Source organism: Paenibacillus thiaminolyticus (genome assembly GCF_003591545.1).
Lineage (GTDB): Bacteria > Bacillota > Bacilli > Paenibacillales > Paenibacillaceae > Paenibacillus_B > Paenibacillus_B thiaminolyticus_A.
In genome coordinates this window covers 48,433-66,289 of sequence record NZ_QYZD01000004.1, presented here as the reverse complement: position 1 = coordinate 66,289, position 17,857 = coordinate 48,433, and the positions used below count along the sequence as shown (strand labels likewise).

The 17,857-nt window shown below is 51.8% G+C and carries 8 protein-coding genes, 1 pseudogene and 1 riboswitch; of the genes and pseudogenes, 6 read left to right on the top strand and 3 right to left on the bottom strand.

Annotation, left to right across the window (positions count from 1 at the left end):
• Nucleotides 1-108: 108 nt before the first annotated feature.
• The 6 genes and pseudogenes from DQX05_RS06680 to bshB2 all read left to right on the top strand — a co-directional run bounded on the left by DQX05_RS06680 (nucleotide 109) and on the right by bshB2 (nucleotide 12,790).
• The gene (locus tag DQX05_RS06680; RefSeq protein ID WP_119792018.1) at nucleotides 109-8,091 is read left to right on the top strand and encodes an S-layer homology domain-containing protein; all 7,983 of its coding nucleotides are present in this window, start codon (nucleotides 109-111) and stop codon (nucleotides 8,089-8,091) included.
• A gap of 289 nt (nucleotides 8,092-8,380) precedes the next feature.
• Entirely contained in the window at nucleotides 8,381-9,790 is a 1,410-nt protein-coding gene (locus DQX05_RS06675; protein ID WP_182914646.1) for a BglG family transcription antiterminator, read from the top strand.
• A 710-nt stretch (nucleotides 9,791-10,500) separates the two neighbouring features.
• Nucleotides 10,501-10,788 carry a TGS domain-containing protein gene (locus tag DQX05_RS31765; RefSeq protein WP_259391834.1) on the top strand — a complete coding sequence of 96 codons (288 nt, stop codon included), beginning with the start codon at nucleotides 10,501-10,503 and terminating at the stop codon, nucleotides 10,786-10,788.
• Nucleotides 10,757-11,548: pseudogene (locus DQX05_RS06670) on the top strand (aminoacyl--tRNA ligase-related protein); the annotation flags it as partial. The gene DQX05_RS31765 and the pseudogene DQX05_RS06670, both read left to right, overlap by 32 nt.
• A 150-nt stretch (nucleotides 11,549-11,698) precedes the next feature.
• Complete coding sequence (locus tag DQX05_RS06665) at nucleotides 11,699-12,049, top strand: YojF family protein (protein ID WP_119792404.1); 351 nt, start codon at nucleotides 11,699-11,701, stop codon at nucleotides 12,047-12,049.
• A gap of 27 nt (nucleotides 12,050-12,076) precedes the next feature.
• Nucleotides 12,077-12,790, top strand: coding sequence for a bacillithiol biosynthesis deacetylase BshB2 (bshB2, locus tag DQX05_RS06660; protein ID WP_119792014.1), 714 nt, complete (start codon nucleotides 12,077-12,079; stop codon nucleotides 12,788-12,790).
• A gap of 49 nt (nucleotides 12,791-12,839) precedes the next feature.
• On the opposite strand, the gene DQX05_RS06655 is transcribed toward bshB2, so the two are convergent.
• The 3 genes from DQX05_RS06655 to mgtA form a co-directional block, all read right to left on the bottom strand.
• The gene (locus tag DQX05_RS06655; RefSeq protein ID WP_119792012.1) at nucleotides 12,840-13,958 is read right to left on the bottom strand and encodes a mandelate racemase/muconate lactonizing enzyme family protein; all 1,119 of its coding nucleotides are present in this window, start codon (nucleotides 13,956-13,958) and stop codon (nucleotides 12,840-12,842) included.
• Between the two features lie 82 nt (nucleotides 13,959-14,040).
• Nucleotides 14,041-14,424 carry a YmaF family protein gene (locus tag DQX05_RS06650; RefSeq protein WP_119792403.1) on the bottom strand — a complete coding sequence of 128 codons (384 nt, stop codon included), beginning with the start codon at nucleotides 14,422-14,424 and terminating at the stop codon, nucleotides 14,041-14,043.
• A 241-nt stretch (nucleotides 14,425-14,665) separates the two neighbouring features.
• Entirely contained in the window at nucleotides 14,666-17,308 is a 2,643-nt protein-coding gene (mgtA, locus tag DQX05_RS06645; RefSeq protein WP_119792010.1) for a magnesium-translocating P-type ATPase, read from the bottom strand.
• Between the two features lie 372 nt (nucleotides 17,309-17,680).
• A riboswitch (M-box (ykoK) riboswitch) is annotated at nucleotides 17,681-17,850 on the bottom strand.
• Nucleotides 17,851-17,857: the final 7 nt, after the last annotated feature.

The following is a 17,857-nucleotide window of genomic DNA, read 5'->3' as shown; positions in this document are numbered from 1 at the left end:
TAGGAAGGAAGTGAAATAACTAGGGAAAACTGCTAATGATAGTTAAGATCTATCATTATATTACAAAAAAGATCAAAATGCTATGGAGAGGAGAGGGATAGACCAAAAATGAAGTATCGAATGAAATTGTGGAGACAAGCATTAGCATTATTTCTTTCCTTGCTCCTTCTTCTGCAGGCAGTGCCGTTTTATGCCCTGAACGCTTCTGCCTCTGCGGATGAAGACGGAGATTTTCAGGCGTGGGGAGAAAATGTCCCGAAGGCGAACCGCATGGATGTGAACTGGGAGCCGCCCGACGATGGCAATGATTACGGTTATCTGTATTATCAGAGAAAATACGAACCTTTGTTGCCGGAGGATATGCAAGAGCAATTTGAAACAAGATCCACGAAATATAATAAGCCCGTTAATGTTCTCGTCGTATACCCCGGCAGCAGCGGCTTCTACACCGCTCGCAACCAATCGTATATACAATACTGGCTGCAAGGCACTTCCGGTGTCGGAGATATTGACAACCTTTTACGGATCACGGATGTCAGCCAAGCTAACTTTAACGCCGATCCTGACGCTTATTTAAAAAACAGTGAAGGGAAATATGTTTTTGATGTTGTAATCATTGGCGTGGCTGACCTTAACGGCAGCGTCAGTACCAGTGATGCCGCTGTTACTGCGATTGAAGATTTTATTAAGACAGGCAGGGGCGTGTTATTCGGGCATGATACGATAATTGACAGAACGAACTCTAATGTAGGGACAGGCTTAGAGAACATTACAAGTTCTACCGCTAACAGAGGGGAAGGCTGGCAATACACGAAGCTGAGACATTATGCAGGCATTATTGCGAATAGTAATGTTGCACGACTTGCTCATCAAACAACTCGTGCACTGGTGGTAAGGGATGGTTTTTTGCTTAAATACCCGAACACCATTAAACCTGGAGATATTTTGCCGGTAAATAACACCCACGTAAATGGATCCAGCGCCAAAGGAACCATCTGGTTGCAGTTTGCCAATGCGAACGGCACGTTGTATCAAGGCGATGATACGGTTGGCTATGATGATGGCACAGGTTATGCCCTATATCACAGCAACTATTACTTAACGACGTATCATAATACCGCTTTTATCCAGACCGGGCACACAACCAATGCCAACATTCCGGTTGCCGAAAGAAATATTATCGCAAATACGGTGTTCTTCCTGGCTCAATTGACACATGACACCAAATTAAATGACAACGCCGCTACCGATGAAGCGCCGCCGGATGCGCCAGTGGCCAGCTACCATTCAGCTAACGGAACGGCCCAATACAAGACACTCATCACGGCGAAGGATAACGGGACAACCTATCAGGGTTATGTGGAAGCAATTGATCAGAACCCGAACATTTCCGAACGCAAAAAATCAAATATTTTCGAAGAAAAGGTAACAAGCGGGACGAAAGGCTATTTAATTCACAAATCCGAAAATGCAGATGACGATCCGTTAACTTACGCTGAAATGGATGAGAATAATAACCCGGTTGTTCCAGCCCAGTATTTGCACAATGACGATATAGACGGTCTATTATTTACCCTTAATAATTCGGATACAGGTTATATTCATGTCCGTGCGGTGGACTGGGCGGGGAATGCAGGTCCTGTCAGCCACATCAATATCGGCGATTTAATGCCTTCTTTTACGGTCAATATTATAGGCAAAGTACAGGGGAAAACAGAACCGCAGGAACCGTTATACACCATTCCGCTGCAAATGAGAGCGAACGATGAACCGTTTCGGTTTCCCGCTCTGACTGTGCCAGGTTATAAATTAACCGAGCCGGAGAGCGGCTTTATCGAAATAAATCCCGCGACCGCGGAACAGGAGCAGCCGTTTGTTTTTTGGTATACGGATAACATGACGACCGTAACGATAAAAGCGATGTATGAAGGCACAGCTACGCCTATAGAAAGCTTTTCCGAGTATAGAGTAGCCGCAGAAATAGGAAAACCATTCTCGCATGATCCGCCCGTAATCAGGGGATTCGATTATGAAGGAGCGGCCAATAACAGTACAACGCCTGACGGCAACAGTATTGCCAGCGTAGCCGCGAATGGGGAAAACGAGATTATATTCTACTATACCAAGCAGACTACCGAAAAAGGACTGATTATCAATATCGTCGATGTCGATAACATTCCTTTAGGCACCGTTTACCGTTCTCTGATGAAAGGCGTTCCCCAGGACATGACCTATCCTAACGATCCGAAATCCGTGGAAGGGCTGGAGGTCTTAAAGCATTATACCTATAAGTCGGTGGAGCCCGAAACGGTGACCTATGATGGTGTTAACGATATCAACGTGACTTACGTCTACGAAAGAATAAAGCGTACGGTGAGAGTAGCCGCTTATGACGAGGCTACAGGAGCGAAGATTACAGACATACACAGCGAGGATCTGACTGTAGGCGATACGCACCAGATTCAGGCTCCGCCAAGCTTGACTCATGACGGCGTGGATTACTCCATTATAGGCGAGACGTCACAGGATATTTATGTGGCCAACGGTTCAACGCCCGTTGAAATCAAGTTCTACTATAAGGCTGCAACGAAAGGTACGGTCCATGTGGTGGCTTGGTATGATACGAATGGCAGCGGAACCTATGAGCCGGGTATAGATCAGGTGATTCAAAGCTATGATTTATCCGGAACGGTTGGTTCGTCTATTCCTATACCGGCGCCGACCATACATGGCTGGCTGCTTGCGGGCGGAGAGGCAGAATCGGTTACCGCCACAGTAAGTGCAGACGCCCAAACCATTTACTTTCAATACGATAAAGACGTGTGGACCGTAGAGGTCCAATTCATGGATTACTTATCAGGCGCGGAAATCACAACGCTGGGCGCGATAAGCTATGAAGTGCCTAAGGGCGACCCGTTGACGGTATATGCGCCTAATGTGCCAGACTATATACTTACACCCGGTGCGGTGAATACCAATCCAATTACCTATCCGATTGTAGACGAGAATAAAACGGCAACCTTTTATTATACGCCTTTAGAGGATGCGATAGACGCTGCCTATGTGGACGTAACCATCAAGGGTGTCAGCAATGGTCTCACATTATACAGCTACACCAAGCGCATATTGAAGGGAACAGAACCAATCACGCTAAGGGATGAAGCGGACGTCTTTTCGATTCCGGGCTATGTTCTGGACGCCGGCCAGAACCATGTGTTTACGCCGGACGGCAGCGTTACCGAGATGATCTTTACCTACACCTCGACCGCGGCGACGGTAACAATCAACATGGTTGACGGCAGCGGCAACGAGGTGACGCCAAGCTTCAACGTGGCGGCGACGACGGGCGAAAGCTTCAGCTACACGGCGCCATCCGTATCGGGCTACAATCTGGAAGGGGCCTTGACGCAAACGATACCGAGCGTAAGCAGCGTCAACAACAGCCTGACTTTTGTGTACAGCCAGGCGAGCGGTAACGTAACGGTTGTGCTGAAAGAAGGCGGCCGCATCATCAAAACGGTCAGCGAAACGTTCGGGGTCAACGAGACGCGGGAAATCCCGGTTCCGGATCTTGCGGCAGATTATTACACCGCACTGAGCACGGCTGAAACGGTTACTTACCGTGGAACCGCGTTGACGGTGGAGTACCAGTATACGAAGGATCTGGTGGATATCCCAGTTCAAGCGGTGGACTATTTGACGAACGACGTGCTGGATACCGTTACCCTAGCCAACCAGCGCAAGGGCGAGTCGTTGACGGTAGGTGCGCCGGATGTGGCGGATCATGTACTGGTAGGCAGCCACACGAAGACCGCCATAGCTGACGGCAGCGAAGTCATCTTCAAGTACAGAACGCTTGCGAATGATGAAGTTGCCGTCAAAGCGGTGTCGCAAGACGGCGTATCGCTGCAAAGCTATGTGATGAGCGGAACGGTCGGCGAAACGGTCTCCGCGATGGCGCCCGGCATACTGGGCTGGAGGCTGACCACAGGCGCGATCCAACAGGCACTGGTGGGAACCGACAAGGAAATTGCATTTACGTATGAGGCGGATGTCGTCACGATCACGGTCAAGGCGATCGATGAACAAGGCGCGCCCATCGGCGAGGCAACGTTCCAGACGGCAAGGGGCGGCAGCTTCGAGGCGCATGCTCCGCACGTCCCGGGGTATGTGTTAGACGACGAAAAAACCAAGGAATTGACCTATGTTGTTAGCGATACCAGCGTTACCTTCCGTTACAAGAGCATCGAGGATGTGGTCCCTGATTACACGGTAACGATCACGGTGATCGGGGAGAGCGCAACGGAGGAGTTATACCAATACGATATTACCCGACCGAAGAACAGCGGAGCTTTTGAAGTGGACGCATTCCAGGTCAGAGGTTACAAATTAATTAACTCTTCGCCGGTAAGCGTCACGGTGGGGGATAAAGATGAGACGGTTACCTTCGATTATGACACGTTGGCGACGGTCGTTGCGATCCGCATGGTTGACGGCAGCGGCAACGAGGTGGCGCCAAGCTTCAACGTGGCGGCGACGATGGGAGACAGCTTCAGCTACAGTGCGCCATACGTCTCGGGCTACAATCTGGAAGGGGCCATCACGCAGACGATATCCAGCGTAAGCAGCGCCGACAGCCGCCTGACCTTTGAGTACAGCCAGGCGAGCGGCAATGTAACGGTTGTGCTGAAAGAAGGCAGCCGCATCATTAAAACGCTCAGCGAAACGTTCGCGGTCAACGAGACGCGGGAAATCCCGGTTCCGGATCTTGCGGCGGATCATTACACCGCACTGAGCACGGCTGACACCGTTACTTACCGTGGAACCGCGTTGACGGTGGAATACCAGTATACGAAGGATCTGGTGGATATCCCGGTTAAAGCAGTTGACTATGTGACGAGCGACGTGCTGGACACGGTTACCCTAGCCAACCAGCGCAAGGGCGAGGCGTTGACGATAGGCGCGCCGAATGTGGCGGATTATGTGCTCGTAGGCAGTCAGACGCACACCGCAATCGCCGACGGCAGCGAGGTCATCTTCCACTACAAAACGGTGGCGAACGATGAGGTCGCCGTCAAAGTGGTGTCGGAAGACGGCGTCTTGCTGCAGAGCTATATGATGAGTGGAACAATTGGCGAAACGGTCTACGCGACGGCGCCGAGCATACTGGGCTGGAGGCTGACCTCCGGCGCCAACCAGCAGGCGCTAATCGGAACCGACAAGGAGATAGTATTTACGTATGCGGCGGATGTCGTCACGGTCACAGTTAAGGCGATCAATGAACAAGGATTGTCCATCGGCGAGGAATCGTTCCAGACGGCAAGGGGCGGCAGCTTCAAGGCGTATGCTCCGCACGTCTCGGGGTATGTATTAGACGACGAGAGCGCCAAAGAATTGATCGATGTCGCAGCCGACACCCATGTTACTTTCCGTTACAAGAGCATCGAGGATGTGGTCCCTGACTACACGGTAACGATCACGGTGATCGGGAAGAGCGGAACCGAGGAGTTATACAAGTATGATATTACCCGACCGAAGAACAGCGGAGCTTTTGAAGTGGACGCATTCGAGGTTAAAGGTTACAACTTAATAAACTCTTCGCCGGCAAGCGTCACGGTGGGAGACAAAGATGAGACGGTTACCTTCGATTATGAAACGTTGGCGACGGTCGTTGCGATCCGTATGGTTGACGGCAGCGGCAATGAGGTGGCGCCAAGCTTCAACGTGGCGGCGACGACGGGAGACAGCTTCAGCTACAATGCGCCCTACGTCTCGGGCTATAATCTGGAAGGAGCCATCACGCAAACGATATCCAGCGTAAGCAGCGCCAACAACAGCCTGACCTTTGCGTACAGCCAGGCGAGCGGCAATGTAACCGTTGTGCTGAAAGAAGGCGGCCGCATCATCAAAACGGCGAGCGAAACGTTCGCGGTCAACGAGACGCGGGAAATCCCGGTTCCAGATCTTGCGGCGGATCATTACACCGCAATAAGTACGGCTGAATCGGTTACTTACAATGGAACTGCGTTGACGGTGGAATACCAATATACGAAGGATCTGGTGGATATCCCGGTTCAAGCAGTGGACTATTTGACGAATGACGTGCTGGACACCGTTATCGTAGCCAGCCAGCGCAAGGGCGAGGCGGTGACGGTAGGCGCGCCGAATGTGGCGGATTATGTCCTGGTAGGCAGCCAGACGCAAACCGCAATCGCCGACGGCAGCGAAGTTATCTTCAAGTACAGAACGGTTGCGAATGATGAAGTCGCCGTCAAAGCGGTGTCGGAAGACGGCGTATTGCTGCAAAGCTACGTGATGAGCGGAGCCGTTGGCGAGACCGTCAAAGCGACGGCGCCGAGCATACTGGGCTGGAAGCTGACCTCCGGCGCCAACCAGCAGGCACTGATCGGAACCGATAGTGAGATCGTATTTACGTATGCGACGGATGTTGTCACGATCACGGTTAAGGCGGTCGATGAACAAGGCGCGTCCATCGGCGAGGAGACGTTCCAGACGGCAAGGGGCGGCAGCTTCAAGGCGCATGCTCCGCACGTCTCGGGGTATGTATTATACGACGAGAGCACCAAGGAATTGAGCGATGTGGCAGCTGACGCCACCGTAACCTTCAGCTACAAGAAGATCAATATCGAGACATACAGAGTAACCGTCCATTACGTGGATCAAGAATCGAAGGAAATGTTGAGAGACTCTTCCATCTATAGCGGCAAGGAAGGGGAAGTGTTGTGGTTAAGAGCGGATCAGATCACGGTAACAGGTGTGGTCTACACGCCGCTAACATACAATGAGCTGTACACGATTACCACGGATCCTGTTCAGGAGTATACGTTCGAGTACATCGAGGGCGAAGACGCTGATGTCCAGCTTCTGACGATTCACCATCTGGAAGCAGGCACGAACCAGGTGCTGAATGATTCCGAGCTGGTCAAAGGACGATCCGGCGAGGAAATCCGGTATTTGGCGACCCCGATAACGGTGTCGGGCGTCATCTATAAGCCCGAGATGCCAGATTACTCTTATACTTTCGATGAGCGACAGGACCAAGCACTTCCTATTTTCTATGTCAAGGACGTATCGCAGACTGTGCGCCAGGTCATGGTGAAGTATGTGGATCAGGGGACAGGTAGAGAGCTGGTTGCGCCAATGACAATGAGCGGCAAGCCGGGAGACGCGGTTACTTTGACGCCGGTCTATGTACCGGACTACACGCCTGTGAAATCCAGCCATATGTATACGTTCAGCGAACAGGAAGGACAGGAATACACGTTCTATTACACGAAAAACTCATCGAATTCGGGCAATACCGATTCGGGTAATACGGACACAAGCCCGTCTCCGGAAATACCGCCAAACCCGGCGCCGGAGGGACCTATAGGACCGGAAACGGAACCGCCACAGTTGGAGGAGGACACACCAAAGCTGGAGATGGAGCATCATTACAACTATATTACCGGCTATCCGGACGGGACGATTCGGCCGGAGAACCGGATTAGCCGAGAAGAGGTAGCCGCTATCTTCTATCGTCTCATGGAGAATGAGAGCCGGGAGCACTATATGTCAGACAAGAACTCCTTCTCGGATGTAACCGGCAGCCGGTGGTCGAACAAGCACATCTCGACGCTGGAACATGCCGGAATGATTACCGGGTACTCGGACGGCACCTTCAAGCCGGGTAACTTCATTACACGGGCGGAGTTCGCGGCGATTGCGTCCCGATTCGACAAGCTCAATGATCAACCAAATGACATGTTCTCGGATGTGTTCGGACATTGGGCGAAGAAGTATATCGTATCGGCTGCGAACAAAGGCTGGATCAAAGGCTATCCGGACGGCACCTTCAAGCCGAACCAGTATATTACGCGTGCAGAAGCAATGGCTTTCATCAACAGTATGCTGAATCGGAAAGTGAAGGCGAACGATATTCATGATCATGCGAAGCCGTGGCCGGACAATAAGCCGGGCAAATGGTACTATACACATGTATTGGAAGCGACGAATTATCATGACTATAGCCGCAACGAAGATGGCTATGAAGTATGGCAGGCCGTTCATCCAGATCGAATCCATCCGTAAAGCGTAAAGCAGCCTTGTCTGCATAACATGAAGCTCCTTTCGAGGATTATCCCGGAAGGAGCTTCTGTAATGAATATGAATTAATGAACACATTAACATGGTGTGCTCTCTCTGTTCATCTTCCATATTTTCCCTTAAGAACAGGGGGAAATTGGCATGAAGTTTTCATCATTCGTTGTGAACTAATATATACTTATACTCACTTTATCCATGATAATGTATATTTTAATTTTCCAAAATAAAAATGATAAATTTCTTTGTAGGGAACACATCAGAGGTGATTGCAAGCGTGAAATCTTCTAATCGACTTGTTCTTTTATACCAATATTTAGTTGAACATAATGATTGGATAACAACCCAACAATTAGCTGCGGTGCTGAGCTGTTCTGTTAGCACGATTAGAAAAGAGCTTAAAACTCTTAAGTCTTTTTTGCCGGATACTTGGTTCCTGGAAAGCCAAAGGGGCAAGGGGATTCGCCTAAATCGTCCCTCTAACCAGCCTATTTTACCATTGACACATGTCGTAAGTGATACCGATATACTTCAAAATCTAATAAGATATCTCATCCATAATGAGTCAGGGTGTACATTGACAGAACTCAGCCGAAAGTTATTTTATAGTGTCAGTGCAATCAGTAAAATGATGAGGATATTAAAGCAAGAGTTGAGAAAATACCATCTAAAATTAGATACAAAACCAGTAAAAATTAGTGGAAATGAGTTTCATTTACGACAATTTTATTTTGACTATTATCTGAATTCGAACTGTACGGCTTCCATACAACAAGAAACGTTAACATCGATACGCACGCTTATGAAATCAATTGAACAAACTGGAGGATTTAAGTTTTGTGACATTTCTTACATACAACTTCCGATTGTTTTCTCTATCTGGCAAACTCGCCTTTGTAAAAAAAAGTTCATCACAAATTGTCCCTCTGTTTTTTTTGAATTAGGTGAGCCGGTCCGATGGATGATCCCGATTATTGATAGACATTTAAAAATACTTCATATTAGGGCAAGCTATCGTGAATTACATTATGGGGCAGCTCTGTTACTCGGTGTGCCACGAAGTGAAGGCAAAATAGAAGAAGAAGTGTTAGAGCCATGTCATATCGATTCTGTAGGTAAAGTGATTCAATACATGGAAGAGAAAACGCGTTTTCCATTTTCTGACGACCACATTTTATTGCAACAAGTATATGACTATGCTAAACATGCAAGGATAAGATGGATTACAGGAATTCATAGTTATGCCAATCAACATGCGATAAAGATAAAAAAGTGTGAATTCACTCTTTTTAACTTAATCCATGAGGCCATGCAACAATACTTTCATGATTCAGCGTCAATTAGGGATGATGATATTGCAGACATTACGATGTTCTTTGTTGCCAGCAAGCAAGGATATAGAATGCAGCAAAAAGAAAAAACGATATTATTGTATGTAAATGAAATCGGCGTGATGAGATATGTTAAGCTGAAGTTGCTTGAAAATATTTGCGGACTCGTCAAAATTATGACTGCAAATTACGTCCATGAGATGGAGTATCTTGCCTTAAATAAAAATATAGATGTCATAGTGACAACCAATCAGCAAAATTATACTCTATTAACCAATGGGATTCCTGTCATCCATATCGGGCCAATCCCATCCAGCTATGACTTCAATATCATAAAAGAGACATTAAAAATGTAATCTGCGGATTGTAAATACGGGTAACCTATCCCGTTTTTTCTTTTATCCTCCGCTACCTCCCTCACCCCCCTTTTCATCTGCTTTTTATAACCAACTTTGACGCGGAATTGAACCCCTTCCTCCCATAAGCTTCGACTCTATGGAACTGCACTGGTACAGTTTTGTTTCGCCCGCAGTAAAAAATCCGTCCTGCTGTTATCCGATCCGTACGGCGGTAGGCGTTCACCGCATTTGGGGAAGCTGTCTGTGATAGAGAAGGTCGGGAACGATATTTTGCAGAAAAATCAACGTGAGCAAGAGACTTGACTTTTTTTGAAATGCGCGTGTAATATAAAATTCATATTCATCAGGCGATGACCAAAGACATGATTCCCTGCACGGGCTGCCCAGAGAGAGAAGCGCAAGCTGCAAGCTTCTTCGGCTACGGTTGCGGAATTACCCCTTTACAGCCGTGGCGTTGAACCCATCGAACGAATGATCTTCTGCGGCAGTAAGCGGCACCGTCTCATCCTCGTTACCGGATGTCCAATGAAGGATCTTGCATCTGCATGGCTAGTGAAGCGAACCTGCCAGGCGGCCATGCAAGGTCGAAGTAGGGTGGAACCACGAGCAGAACGCACTCGTCCCTGTCAGGGAGAGCTGCGTTTTTTTTGCGTTCCCGCGTGCGTTCATCAAGCTTGGACCAGTATGGAGGAAAGGGAGGCTGAAGCATGGAGATCAAGGTTACATTTCCAGACAAATCGAACAGGAGGTATACGCAAGGCACGACCATCGCGGATGTGGCGGCTTCGATCAGCACCAGCTGGAAGAAGCAGGCCATTGCGGGCAAAATCGATGGCGCGCTCATGGATCTGAACCGGACGATCGAGCATGACAGCCTTGTCGACATCATTACGCAGGACAGCCTGGAAGGGCTGGGCATCCTGCGTCACAGTACGGCTCATGTCATGGCGCAAGCCATTCAGCATGCTTCGTGTCCGCACGTTCTGCCAGGATGACGCGCATATTTTCGTCCGCCCGGATCAGATCGAGAGCGAGATCAACGAAGTCATGTCCTTGATTGACGAAATCTACAACGTATTCGGCTTCGAGTACAAGATCGAATTGTCCACCCGGCCGGAAGATTCCATGGGATCAGAGGATCTGTGGAACGAGGCGGAACGGGCTCTGAAGCAAGTGCTTGATCGCCGCGGCGTCGATTATCGGATCAACGAAGGAGACGGCGCCTTCTACGGGCCGAAGATCGACTTCCCTATCCTCGATGCCCTGAAGCGGAGCTGGCAGTGCGGAACGATTCAACTGGACTTCCAGATGCCGGAGAAATTCGACCTCGCCTATATCGGCGAGGATAGCCAGAAGCATCGCCCGGTCGTGATCCATCGCGCGATGTACGGCTCAATCGACCGGTTCATCGGGATTCTGACGGAGCACTATGCCGGCGCCTTCCCGCTGTGGCTGGCCCCCGTTCAAGCGAAGGTGCTGCCTGTATCCGAGATGTTCACGGATTATGCGCTTCAGGTGAAGCAGGCGCTCGCAGCGCGCGGCATCCGTGCCGAAGCCGACGGCCGCAACGAACGGCTCGGATTCAAAATACGCGATGCCCAGCGCGCCAAAATCCCGTATATGCTCGTCGTCGGGGAGCAGGAGCAGCGGGAGGAAACCGTGTCTGTGCGGAAGCGGGGCGAGGGCGATCTCGGATCGCAACCCATTCACGAGCTGGCGGAGCTTATCGAGACAGAAATCCGGAAGAGACAGTAGATACCTTCCCAATTCTCTGAAATTCCGGTACACTAAAAGAAATGGATGCACAATAACCGCCGCGGATGCGCGCATCGGCGGCGAAATCAAAAAGACAGCCCCTTGCGCCTCCGGCGGGCGAGGGGCTGTTCCATGTCCGGGGGAATGAACATGCAGTTGATACAGCCAGAGAAGGTGCAGCATGCGCTGCAATTATGGCGAGAGAAGCCATTATATCTCCATCTCGAGATGACGACCGGGGCCTATGCGTCTCATCGCGACAAGACGAAGCATACCGCTTCCGCCTTCGTCACCAATACCGTCATCCGCTATGCCGAAGGCTCGATCACCGGGAAGGGACCGTATCGCGTCGGACTGAAGACGTCGAACGGGTGGGTGTACGCCGAAGGCTTGACCCATTGGGACGAGCAGGCAGAGGCGCACGACAGACTGATTATGGCGGGCCATGATCAGGAAGGCAGACTGATTGTCAGTCTGCAGCTAAGCGAAGAACCATTCTAAGATGACGAAGAGGAGACCAGACATCATATGAACAGACAGCGTCATATTGCCGTCATCCTACCGCACCCGGATGACGAAGGGATTATCGCCGGCACACTGGCCGCACATATTCACGAAGGAACGGCTATCACCTACGCCTGCCTGACATTGGGGGAGATGGGACGGAATATGGGCAATCCTCCGTTCGCGAGCCGGGCTACGCTGCCCATCATCCGCAAGGTAGAGTTGGAGGAAGCGTGCCGCCGCATCGGCATTCGCGACCTGCGGATGTGGGGCTACCATGACAAAACGATAGAATTCGAAGACGAAGAGAAGCTCGCGGACCGGATCGAAGCCTTGCTGGCAGAAGTGGAGCCCGAATGGGTCTATACCTTCTATCCCGGGTACAGCGTTCACCCGGACCATGACGCAACCGGGGCCGCCGTCGTGCGGGCGGTAGGGAGGATGCCGGCGGCCAAGCGTCCCCGCATCCTGTGCATCGCGATTGCAACCGGCCGCGAGAAGCTGCTCGGCCCGGCGGACGAGGTTCACGATGTCAGCGATTATGTCGAGCAGAAGATTCATGCGATTCATGCGCACAAGAGCCAGGTCCGGCACCTGCTTGGCGGCGGAACACTGGATGATCCGGCGTTCCGCGCGCGATACAGCCGGGAACGGTTCTGGACGTATCGCTTCCCCGAGGAAGGAGAAGAGGCCGTGCATAGGAGCGGCGGAGCTTGTCCAACTCGCTGCTACAGGTAGGAACGGTAGAAGCGAGCGCTTCTGCAGCTGCCCGGAAGGGACGGCATGCCTATGCGTAGGCGCTGCCGTCCCATTGATAGAACGCGAGCAGGTCTAGATCCAGTTCAACTCCAATCCCCGTTCCTTCAGGAAGGGTGACGGCACCGTTCTCCGGCCGCAGCGGGACAAGGCGGGTGAACGGATTGTCCATCACGTCCCATTCCACCGGCTCGATCGAATCCGTGTCCATTTTGGTCCACGGTTCAATACATGCCTGGGCGAACATCGCGTATAAGCGGGACAGCGCCCCGTCATAGGCGTGCGGAGCCGCGCGCATGCCGAATGTGCGCGCCAGGCACACCGTATGCCTATATTCGTCGATCCCGGCCATATGAAGCGGATCGGGCGTAATGATGTCTATCGCCCGGCGCGTCAGCAAGGGCAGGAAGGCCACTGCCGAACCAAGATTTTCTCCGCCGGCTATCGGCACGGCGATCCGCTGTCTCAGCAGCGCGTACTCTTCGACTTGCGTGACAGGAAGCGGCTCCTCCAGCCACATCAGATTGGGCCACGACTGCAGCAACGGCTGCCATTGCAGCGCGGCCGCGGCGTCATAGCTCTGATTCGCATCGAGGGCCAAGCCGATGCCGCCCGACAGCAGCTTCTGCACCTTACGCACATGCTCCTGATCCTCAGCGACAGACTTTCCGCCTATTTTTAGCTTGATCATGTCGAATCCGTCGCTCAATGCTCTTTCCACTTGCTGCAGGGATAGCTGCTTCCAATCTGCTTCTTCGCTGTACGATTGGAAAGACGCATACACGGGCACGCGATCCCGTCGCTTGCCGCCCCAGAGGCCGCATACCGACAGACCGCACGCTTGGGCCATAATTTCCGTGCATGCCATGCTGACAGCTGCAGCTGCGCGCGAATGCCAATTCTGGATCGTCCGCAGCCAAGTGCCACGCTCGAAGACCGACTTGCCTAGCATAAAAGGAATAATCCGCTCATGGAAGCCGGCGTGCAGCGTCGGCAGCCAGTCGGCGCATTCTCCCCATCCGGCAGCGCCGGTGTCGGTTGTCACCCGGATCATATAACTCGTCCGGTACATTTTCGGGCCATTGGCATCGCCATATGGCCGGGCAAGACGATAGAAGAGCGGAAAGGTCTCGATCTGCTGTATCCGCAAGGAACGGATCCTCCTTATACGTCGTTTTGCCGCTTAGTATGTGCCGGGACGGCCATTTTATGAAAAAATAGGGAAGCGCGCCTTAGCAGGAGATTTCATTCCCCGTTCTGCCTTCATAATGATGGGCGTGGGGAGTGCTTCCATTCACGGTCGTGACACCTTCGAACATATGAATATGCCCACCGCTAGGCAGGGGAATGGCCGGACCTGTCGTGCCTCTGATAACATGAGAGTGTCCGGCATTGAATGTGGTCTTCGCATGATAGTGATGCGTATGCTGCACTCCGCTCGGAGCTGGCTCTGTCGTTCCGGCGTATTCATGCCGATGACCGACATTTACGGACGTGATGCCGGAAAACTCATGAACATGCACAGGCCTCCCATTCCAAGAAGTAATATATAGCTTATGGGAATGCTCATTCCCCCCCTCGCTATGATGCACAAATCCGGTAACCGGGATTTCCACGATTGCAATCTCCTTCCATCGATGATTACCTACATCGTATGATTGGGGCAGTTCAATGGTACCGTTCAAGTCAAGCCATTTTTGTGGCTTCGAGACAAGCTGCGCCCCGGTGCTGACGGGGGATGCGGCGGCTGGGATTCCCGCCAATAGACCTCCTTGCACAGAACAAACCCGATCGGGCATGTTCGCCAGATCGGGTTAGGAGTCGTTCCGGGCTAACCGGTTGCCGGAATCAGCACGATTACAGCCATTCTCCGAATTTACGGATATACCAGTTTTTGACCACCTGGGTCAGCACGCAATAACAGAGCAAGGTCGCCACCAGCCATGGGAAGTACGATAGCGGCAGCGGCACGAGGCCGATGGCGGCACCCATTCCGGTAAATGGAAGCGCCACCCCGCATGCCATGATCAGACTCGTCAGCAGCAGGACGGGAGTGCTCGCCGTGCTTTGGACGAATGGGATTTTCTCAGTGCGGATCATATGCACGATGAGCGTCTGCGACAGCAAGCCCTCGATGAACCAGCCGGAATGGAACAGTGCCTGCTGATCGACGGAATTGGCCGAGAAGACATACCACATCAAGGCATACGTCGTAATATCGAAAATCGAGCTGATCGGGCCGATGAACACCATAAATCGGCTGATCGATTTCGCATTCCATTTCTGCGGCTTCCGCAAATACTCTTTGTCCATTTTATCCCACGGAATCGAGAGCTGGGAGATATCATAGAATAGATTTTGCAGCAGCAAATGGATCGGCAGCATCGGCAGGAAGGGAAGGAAGGCGCTGGCTGCCAGGACGCTGAACATATTGCCGAAGTTGGAGCTCGCGGTCATTTTAATATACTTGATCATGTTGCCGAACGTCTTCCGTCCTTCGATGACGCCTTGCTCCAGTACCATTAAGCTTTTTTCCAGCAAGATCAGATCCGCCGATTCCTTGGCGATATCGACCGCGGTATCGACAGAAATGCCTACGTCCGCTTCCTTCAGCGACACGGCGTCATTGATGCCGTCGCCCATGAAACCGACTGTATGGCCTCTGCTTTTGAGGACACGAACGATTCTCGCTTTTTGCAGCGGATTGATCTTGGCGAATACGGTAGTTAGCTCCGCGATCTCGGCCAGCTGCTCATCCGTCAGCGCATCCACGGCCTCACCAAGCAGAACCGCCTCGGTCGGGATCCCGACATCTCTGCAGACTTTGCAGGCGACCGCCGCATTGTCCCCCGTGATAACTTTCACATTGACTCCGTTGTCTGCCAGCGCCCGGATAGCCTCCTTGGCGGAAGGCTTCGGCGGATCCAGGAAGGTGAGGCAGCCAACCAGCACGAGGTTCTGCTCATCCTGGGTTCCATAAGGCTCCTTGCGGGAAGAGGTTCGCTTCATCGCTACGGCGAGTACGCGCAAGCCGTCTTCATTCAGTTCCTGAGCGAGCCGCTGCGTCTTGTCCGCCCGATCCGTTGTGAGCGGAACGATCTGGCCCTGCTCGTAGACATGCGTGCAAATGTCGAGCATTTCTTCCACGGCGCCCTTGCATACGAGCAGATGCTCTTCTTGGGAAGCGCGAAGGACGACAGACATCCGGCGCCGGTTGAAATCGAACGGAATCTCATCGAGCTTCTCATATTTATTTAGCAAATGGGAACACTCGGTATGCTTCAATATGGCAGCATCCAGCAGATTAGACAGGCCGGTCTGATGATAGCTGTTCAGGTAAGCATATTCCAGCACGCGTTTGTCCGGATCACCATTGATATCAAGATGCTGTTCCAGCACAATATGGTCTTCCGTCAACGTTCCCGTCTTGTCTGTACACAGAATATCCATCGCGCCAAGATTCTGGATCGCGTGGAGACGCTTCACGACGACTTTGTTGCGGGCCATCGTTGCCGCTCCCTTGGCCAGATTCCCGGCCACGACGACGGGCAGCATTTCGGGCGTCAGTCCGACCGCCACCGACAGGCCGAACAAGAGAGCGTCCCACCAGTCGCCCTTCGTGAATCCGTTGACGAAAAAGATGACCGGAACCATAATCAGCATGAAGCGGACAAGGAGATAGGTGATGCTCTTCACGCCGAGATCGAAGCTGGTGAGCGGAGCTTTGCCCGTTAACTGGCTGGCCATTGAACCGAAGTACGTATCCGGACCGGTCGCAATTACGACGGCCGTCGCCGAGCCGCTGACGATATTCGTTCCCATGTAGCACATATTCGTTAACTCCAGCGCATTGGCGGGATTGATTCGGCGCGTATTCCCCGGCCGGGACATGCCGCTCGGCAGCGTATCGATTTTTTCGACCGGCATCGCTTCGCCCGTCAGAGCGGATTCCGCGGCATAGACATCCTTAGCGGCGAGTAGCCGGACATCAGCCGGGACCATGTCCCCGGCGGACAAGTGAATAATATCCCCGGGCACGAGCAGCTTGTTGTCGATTTCCTGGCGGCGGCCTTCCCGGCTAATCGTGGTCGTCGTGCTGACCAGGGCTCGCAGCTTCTCCGCCGTGCGTGCAGAACGGAATTCCTGGGTGAACGTGATGATGACGCTGACGGTGACCATGGTCGAAATAATAACTACGGCTTCGATATCCGAATCGGCTATATAAGAGAAGGCCGCAAGGAACAGCAGAATCAATATAAATGGATTGGCAAAGCAACTCAACAGTTGAATATACCATGCCGGCGGCTTTTCATGAGCCACTTCGTTTTTGCCGCAGTCCTCGAGCCGGGCGCTAGCCTCGGCATCGGTCAGGCCCTCGGGGCGGGTGTTCCATTCCTCCATCACATCTTCTTCCAGCAACACGGAGGCCTGAATGAGGCGCTCTGCGATGCGTTTCGTCAGTTTATCTTTATTTTTCAAATTTTTCAATTTCCGTGCCATTGTCAATTCCTCCTCTCGCAGGTCATCTCAGAATCCCTACGGTATCGATTCGTTCGAACACAAACATAAAAAAGCTCCCCCTGTATTCCAGAGGGAGCCTGAACCGTCTACCGATGCGTTCAAGTCACATACGCATACTTAAATAAACCCGCCGCCATCGATTTTTTTCGGGGGAATGAAATAAGTTGGGTATCGCTTGAAGAGCAACAAGCAGATGGCTCTTCCTCAGTACAGGATGTCGTCGCCTATGCGGCTGTTGACTACTAGGTCCGCTGTCCATGGACGCATTCCCCCTTTTCGCAATAGAAATGAAAAAACCCTCTAGCTGAGCTAGAGGGTTGGACACGCGCAGAAATAGAGACTACAGCGTCATTTGCTCCCCCTAGTCTAGTTTTAGCACTATACAACGTAAAGAGCGTCCGCTCTTAGCCACCTTAAGAAAAGCCTTAATCCGGCAGTTCCTGTTCTACCCATTGGTATCTTTCGATATTTCCGGGCAGTGGCCTATGTTTGTATAGGAGCCTCACCTAACGAGGATTTTATGAAAAT

Coding starts and splice junctions, on each gene's coding strand:
- DQX05_RS31765 (WP_259391834.1), top strand. CDS start 10,501: ATGGAGATCAAGGTTACATTTCCAGACAAATCGAACAGGAGGTATACG.
- DQX05_RS06665 (WP_119792404.1), top strand. CDS start 11,699: ATGCAGTTGATACAGCCAGAGAAGGTGCAGCATGCGCTGCAATTATGG.
- bshB2 (WP_119792014.1), top strand. CDS start 12,077: ATGAACAGACAGCGTCATATTGCCGTCATCCTACCGCACCCGGATGAC.
- DQX05_RS06680 (WP_119792018.1), top strand. CDS start 109: ATGAAGTATCGAATGAAATTGTGGAGACAAGCATTAGCATTATTTCTT.
- mgtA (WP_119792010.1), bottom strand. CDS start 17,308: ATGGCACGGAAATTGAAAAATTTGAAAAATAAAGATAAACTGACGAAA.